This window comes from Flavobacterium macrobrachii (genome assembly GCF_014486675.1).
Classification (GTDB): domain Bacteria; phylum Bacteroidota; class Bacteroidia; order Flavobacteriales; family Flavobacteriaceae; genus Flavobacterium; species Flavobacterium macrobrachii.
The window spans coordinates 1-7,310 of sequence record NZ_JACTAC010000104.1 but is presented as its reverse complement, the minus strand read 5'-3'; the positions used below and the strand labels follow the sequence as shown (position 1 = coordinate 7,310).

The 7,310-nt window shown below is 34.6% G+C and carries 3 protein-coding genes; all 3 read right to left on the bottom strand.

Annotated elements, in window-relative coordinates; translation table 11 throughout:
- Nucleotides 1-40: 40 nt before the first annotated feature.
- Nucleotides 41-2,332 (bottom strand): T9SS sorting signal type C domain-containing protein, encoded by a 2,292-nt coding sequence (locus IAI56_RS14870; protein WP_187658611.1) that lies wholly within the window; start codon nt 2,330-2,332, stop codon nt 41-43.
- 19 nt (nt 2,333-2,351) lie between these two features.
- The gene (locus IAI56_RS14865; RefSeq protein WP_187658610.1) at nt 2,352-3,995 is read right to left on the bottom strand and encodes a GEVED domain-containing protein; all 1,644 of its coding nucleotides are present in this window, start codon (nt 3,993-3,995) and stop codon (nt 2,352-2,354) included.
- A 181-nt stretch (nt 3,996-4,176) separates the two neighbouring features.
- Entirely contained in the window at nt 4,177-6,906 is a 2,730-nt protein-coding gene (locus IAI56_RS14860; RefSeq protein WP_187658609.1) for a T9SS sorting signal type C domain-containing protein, read from the bottom strand.
- Nucleotides 6,907-7,310: the final 404 nt, after the last annotated feature.

Here is a 7,310-nt window from a genome sequence, read left to right as displayed (position 1 = left end):
AAAATTGAGGAGTTTCTATTTTTTTAACTATGGTAATGTGTTAAAAAATCACCTTTTTAGATATTAAATTGCCGTTTTGATCTTTAATTTTAACAATCAATACTTGATTGTTTTTTGTTAAGGTATCAATTCTAAATTCATTTGAATTTACAGCATCTTGATTGAATAATTTTCTTCCTTGTATATCATAAACATTTATTGATTTTATATCAATATTGACACTATTGATGATAATAGAATTATTTGAAACAAATACGGCAACTGCATTAGCATTCAGCGGTTCATCAATACCTAAACTTTCAGTTGAAAAACGCAAAACAAAACGATTATTAAAAATTCCTGCTCCAGTAGAGAATGTATAATCTGATTCATTTAAATTGTGTATTGTTGAGGTAAAAGTATCTTCTAAATAAACTAATTGGCCTTCTTCAAACAAGCCATCCATTTCATCTAATGAAATAGTATATGCTCCTGCTGCTACAACTTTAAGCCCAAGGGGAATGGTGTCTTCTGTTGAAAATGGTAAAGATTTTGCCTGAATTGAATATTCTTCGTTATTTAGCAATGATGTTAAAGCCACTTGTGAATCGTTAAAACACTTTCCATCAAGACGATCTAAATTATTGGATGCTCCTTGCGCATACCCCACCAACATTCTACTATATACGCCATTTTCATTTGTTAAATTTAACCACAAACGATGTTTTTCAACTTGACTAACAGCAGAAGAATTTCTAAAAAACTGATTTTCAAACGAATCGGGAACTCTCATATCACTATTAAATACTAATTGAGTAGTTAATGCTTTTACCAAAAATCCTTGTCCTACTTGAATAAAGCCATTTGGATCTTCACTTGTTGCTGAACCAGTACCTCCCAATTCAGTATAAGTAGCATAAAAAGTCCCTAAATCTCCTGCACCTGAAGTATCGTTTCGTCTTCTCCAAAAATAAAGCGTTCCATCAATATTACTAGCGTTTTCCACAAATAGTGCATCAGCACTAATAACCGTTGGATAAGGGTTTCCTACTAAATTATATCCTTGACCACTAGTATCTAAACTAACATTGATTACACCATTTCTAGGGACACCTACAAAGGTACCTTGCCAAGCTTGCGCTACATTTGGTGATACATTTGCCACGTGATTATTTGGAGCTCGTATAAAGTATCCGTTTCCTGGCTCAAATGTACTTGTCAAAGGGTCAATTGATGAAAAATGATTATCAACAGTATTGTATTCATAAAAGCGAGTATCAAGAGTTGATGGAGAAAACTGTTTTAGTGTTTGAGCTCCTGTAACTGGTGAAGACCACATGGTGTAATCTAAACGAAAAATTTCAGAACTATTACGTAAAACCGTAATTTCTCCAACATTAGCAGGAGCGGAGTCGCTAAGTTGGTACAAATTAGCATTGTTTTGAACAACAAATGATGCTGCGCTACTATTATTAACTATATTTTCAAACACAATAAGATTAAATCCTGAAGCTATAGTATATGAATGCCCTTGATTTAGAGTTAAACTTTTAACTTCAAACATATCCATATTATTACTATCAGAAACATAATCATCATCTAAAATCACATCATGATCAAAAGCTGGTAAAACGCCATTCAGCCAAGCTCCGTTTGACCAAATGGCTACTAAAGTAGGTACGCCAAGAGTAGTTACCGTAATCACATTTGAATTGCTAGTAGTTACTGGAGTGCCACCACTAAGGCCTTCTGCGCGAACTCTGTAATAATAAACCGTGGAAGGATTTAAACCTGATACAAGTTTACTAGTAAAACTACTGGCAACAAATAAATTATTATAACCCGCTAACAGGACTGAAAAGTCACTAAACTCACTTACGTCCAAGCGATATCCTGTGGCTCCAGAAACACCAATCCATCGAGCAGTAAAAAATGTATCCGAAATTCCAGAAGCTGAAGCAGCGACTGGCGGTAATAATGGGTTTGTTGAAAAAGTAACTGCAGCCGTCCAACTGCTAAAAAGCGGTGCTGAGGTACATTTGTAGCGCATGTAAACAGAATAAGTAGTAATTGATGATAATCCAGAGAGCAGAGACGAAAATACGCCATCACCCACTGAACCACTTACTACCAAACCCGAAACCCCACTACCTGGTAAACCTGATGTTCTAACTTCATATAAATAAGCTTCGCCTGGAGCAGAACTTGATGCTGTCCAGTTTAATACCGCGGAGATAGAAGTAATATTATCTACCACTACTCCTGTTGGAGGGTTACATTGAGCAAAACTAAAAACTGTAACGAATAAGTTCGTTAGCAATATAACCGTTTTGATTGTAAATTGATATTTCATAAGATTTAGAATTGTATTTTTAATAAACTATTTTCTTGGTAATCTGTTGTCCATTAGATAATACTATTTTAGCAATAAGTAATTGATTTTTTTGATTTAACCCAGAAATTTTAAACTCATTTTCATTAGCAATAGAATTACTAAAAATTAGTCTTCCACATAAATCAAATAAATCTATCTTTTGGATACCTTCTTGTTTTGCTAAGAAATGTATATCAGAATTAGAAACTGAAATGATAACTGTATCATTAATAGATGAAAATTCATCATTATTTAAATTATTTATTATTACCACTGTATAATCTTCTGCTTCCCCATTAGCAATTGATTCACAAGGTAATGGATACGTTGACGTTTCTGATTGTTTTGTTCTCACCCTCATTATTGTTGAGCCCAGCAACGCTTGAGCTGGTACTGTAATATTTGCTATAACTCCAGAATTAATATTATTTCCACCTGTTACAGAACCTAAAATATATGATTCGCTAACTTCGAACTGCCTATTTTGATTCCAATCAATCCAAGCCATTGTATAATTTGTACCCCCATCAGGGCTAACATTTACAGATAATGGAACTGTGCTTTCTCTTTCTAATTCAGTTTGAATTGCTGTGAAATTGGAATACGCTGGTGAGCCCGAAGACGAATTATTAATTCCTGCTATGGTTACATTATTTATGCCAATTCCATTTTCATTTGCTACTAAAGGGTTACAATAGCAACCTTCTCCTCCAACAAATACAGGAAAATCGAAAATCGTTGAAGAAACGATATCACATGTTGTAGCTCTACGATAATAGGTAGCTACGCTTTGAGAAGTAGTATAAAAAGCATCTGTAGCATTTAGAATATTCGTCCATGGCCCATTATCGTTTGGGGATGATTGCCATTGATATGACAACCCTGATGCTACAGAACCATTTTGAACAGAAAGTGTGAATGAATCTCCCGAACAGTAAGGACCAGCTGAAACTATTGTTTGCCCACCAACTGGAGTTGCGTCACATGGATTTGTTACTGTAAATTGCATGTTAGGTCTTCTTCTGGCAAATAATTCTGGTAACAAGTTTTGGTTGGGTAAGCTGCATCCCACAGGTGAGGTATCATTGGTGTAATTTGCGACAGATACTCGTTCACCAGCTGGAAAATTCTTACTTTGAACAGAAAAGCTAGTGCCAAAATTGGTATTGCTTCTACAGATTTCAACAACAATATTTCGAAATCCATCCCATGCAAACGGTGTGTTTAAATTAAAGGTATACCAGCCCAATTGTGTAATATTTTCGACAGTTGACTCGTAATACACAGGCAAATCATCAACAAGAGTTGGACCCGTTTCAAAGGAACTAGTCATTCCTATTTTAATTTTTATATTTTCTGGCTTTAAACTTGATGGCAACCCTAATTCAGTGATGTTAATTGCCAATTTAATCACATTTCCTGATATGCTAAATCCAGCATCATATAATTCTTCAGCAAAATAAATATATTGAGATCTACTATTTCTGTTAATTGTTGCAAAAGGAGAAACTCCCAAAGTATTATACGACTCTACGCCATTACCTAAGGTAAATGTTTGTTGGGCTTTTATGTCATTAAAGAAAAATATAAAAAGCAACATCATGCATTTAAATGCAATCCCTTTTTTTATAAGTACATTCAATAAAGATATTCTATTCTTAATAAAGTAGTTTTTTTTCATATAGGTAAAATTTATTGTTTAGAGATAATATGCGTTATGGCTCGCCAGTCCGCAAGCTCGTGTCTCCTTTTTATTTATTAGTTTGCGTCCTCAAACATTTTGTTAATGGCGATTTCATAAAAAATTTTATAATGATAATTAATTAAAATATGATTTTTTTTGTAACTGTAACTCCATTATCGTTTTCAACTTGAACTAGTAATAATTGGTTGTTTTTTGCGATGTCTGAAATTAGTATTTCTGAAGTGTCTACATTAGTTTTATTGTAAAGCAATCTTCCAGTACTGTCAAAAATCGTAACAGAATGTATTTGACTAGCAAGCGATTTAACAATAATATCAGAATTATTAGCATAACATAAAACACTATTCTCTGTTTTAATATTAGGATTTAAACTAAGGGCTTCGTTATTAAATCTAAGTTCAAATCGGTTGTCAAAAGTTCCCTGTATACTTGTAAAGGTATACATCCCAGATTTAATATCATGAAAAGTTGATGTAGCATTGTCTAATAAATAAACGGATTGGTTTTCAAAGATACTATCATACTGGTATAAGTTTAAAGTGAATTCACCACTTAAGGTAGTATAAAATCCTAATGGGATACTATCGCTTGGGTTGAATGGCAAAGATTTACCTTGTATGACTAGCTTATCATCACCAATTTTTGTGTAAATTTTTACATCCCCAGACGGTATCATTTTAGTGTCATAACCCCAATCTAGACCATCTGTTGCTCCTTCAACATAACCAACCATTGTTTGATTGAATTTCCCATTTTGATGAATTACTTCAACCCACAATCGGTTTTTTTCAACCTCGTCAGAATTGGTTGCATTATTTCTATAAAATTGTGAATTAGTATATCCTACTATGTTTTTTCGCATATCGTTGTTAAATACAACATTGCCTGACGATGTGCCTCCTTTAACCATAAAACTTTGACCTGCACCTATAAATTGGCCTGGAGGAGTATTATTTCCAGAACTAACCGAAGGAAGACCCACAGATCCCGTAAAATTGTATGTTGCATAGTCATCAGAAGTATAACTTGATATGTGCGGAAAAAGAGGGTTTAAAGCGGCACTCGGAAGAGTGTTGTGTGTCCAATAAAAAATAGCTCCGTCTAGCAAAGTACTGTTGGCTAATAAAAATTTATTAGCATCTACAGCGGAAGGATAAGGATTTCCTAATAAATTCCAATTACTAGAACCCCCTTGTGAAGGCACAGATATAAGACCATTGTTAGGCACACCTAAAAAAGAACCTTGAAAAACAGTTCCAATTCCTGTTGAAGGATACCCATCAGGGGCGCGTATAATATATCCTTTACCAGCAGTCATAGGACTATTTGCTATACCATTGGCCCAAGCTTGGGTTAGATGATTCCAATGATAAATCCTAATTGTTGGTGTTCCCGGCGAGAATTGATAAGGTGTCAGTCCCGCTACCGGAGAGGACCAATAGGTGTAATCTAACATTCGAACTGGTTGCGAATCTCTTTTGTAAAGTATTTTACCTACGTTAACAGCAGCATTATTTTCCTGAATTAAGCTAGCATTATTTTCAAAAATCACGGTGGCAGCATCGTCCACAACTAATTTCTCTTTTAATGAAATAAAATCTCCGCTTCGTACAGTGAACGTTCCAGATACTATTTTTAAGCTACAGGCCTCCATTAGCAAACTTCCATTGACGGTGGTGTCAAAATTTCCTTGAATTCTAACTGGTAAAGCTGGCAACGGGTTACTTCCAAAACTCCAAGAAGTTCCATTCCAGGTATTCACTCCTGTAACTTTCACACCCCAAGACGATCTTGTTCCCGCAACGGTGTTATGATTACAGCCAATATCTCTTTTATACCACATATCTACACCAGCTCTCTCTACTGGAATAGTAGCAGCTGTTTGTCCTGGCAGAGGTAAGTAATTATCATCATCTGCATAAGAATAGTACCATTGATAATTCAATCCCAATGCTTTTTCATCATTAACAACACTTAAAGTAACTGCTTCATCTTTACAAAAATTCTCAGTACCTAATATTGCTTCACCACCAGCCGGAGCTCCAGCACATTGAAAAGTAAAACGAATGTTTGGTCTGAATTTTCTATATTGAGTATTTAAAGGGGCAGATGTATTGAAAGTTGCTGCTGGTCCCGATGTCTGCATACTGCAACCTGGGGTATAATTTGAACCTCCTCCGCCGTTGTTTTGGCTGTAAAGACTTCTTGTTAAAGTCCAAGTATTACTCCCTGAAGGCTCAGAATGAAATCTACCTGTAAATTCGTATCTTCCGGTGCTAAACGAAGTAGATGGTGGTGAATTTCTTGGATCTGCTTTACAAATTTCAACCACTATACTATCGACGCCATTCCAAAGAAATGGAGTATTTAATGGAATTTCTACCCAACCCGCTTGACTGATGGTTAAATTAAACGAGGGTTTCACCACAGTAAGTGGTTCTGGCGTTGATGAACCCGCCCAAGTACAAAAACCCGGTGGCGGCATGGTTATACCCCAAACCGGAATCGCTGGAATAACTGAAACATCTCCATTATAAGTAGCTTTGGTGTGCCCCATACTGATTGTAATATTTTGCATTTGATAGGTATGCAAAGTTGCAGATCCAGTTAATGCGGAAACGTGAAACGCCAAAGAAGAAATTGTCGTATAGCCAGAGCTGTATGCACCCTGATTATTTAACTCATCAGCTTCATATAAAAACTGCACACGACTATCCTTTCTATTCGGCAAGAAAGGAGCAGGCCACATGTTCACTGAAGAAGAACCTATAATTACTGGAGTTGCACCATTTGCTTCCAAAACAAACTGACCGTTTTGGCTATATACATTTCCAGAACAAAAAGCCATGAAAATCAAAATGAACGTTGATTTTTTAAGAAAGCAAAATTTCTTGTTATTTATTGTATTAGTCTTTTTCATAATCTGTAGCATGAATAAATATTAATAAATATATGAAAAATAATTTTAAAGCTTTTAATAAATTAAATGTATTGAATATCAATTAAATAAAACCCATTTCAATTGTCATACTTTATCGTACAAAAGTAATCATTTTATTATATAAAAAATAATTTATCGACAAAATGTTAAAAAAAACAGCTATTGCGCAAAGTAGTAACCGTTAAACGTTATTATGTGCACATGATGGGCATAAATAAAGCAATCTTGTTCTTAGTTTTGTATTCCATTTAACTTAATTTGTTCCTATTATGAATAACTTATTAATAAAAAAATAAAAAATAAATAACGTT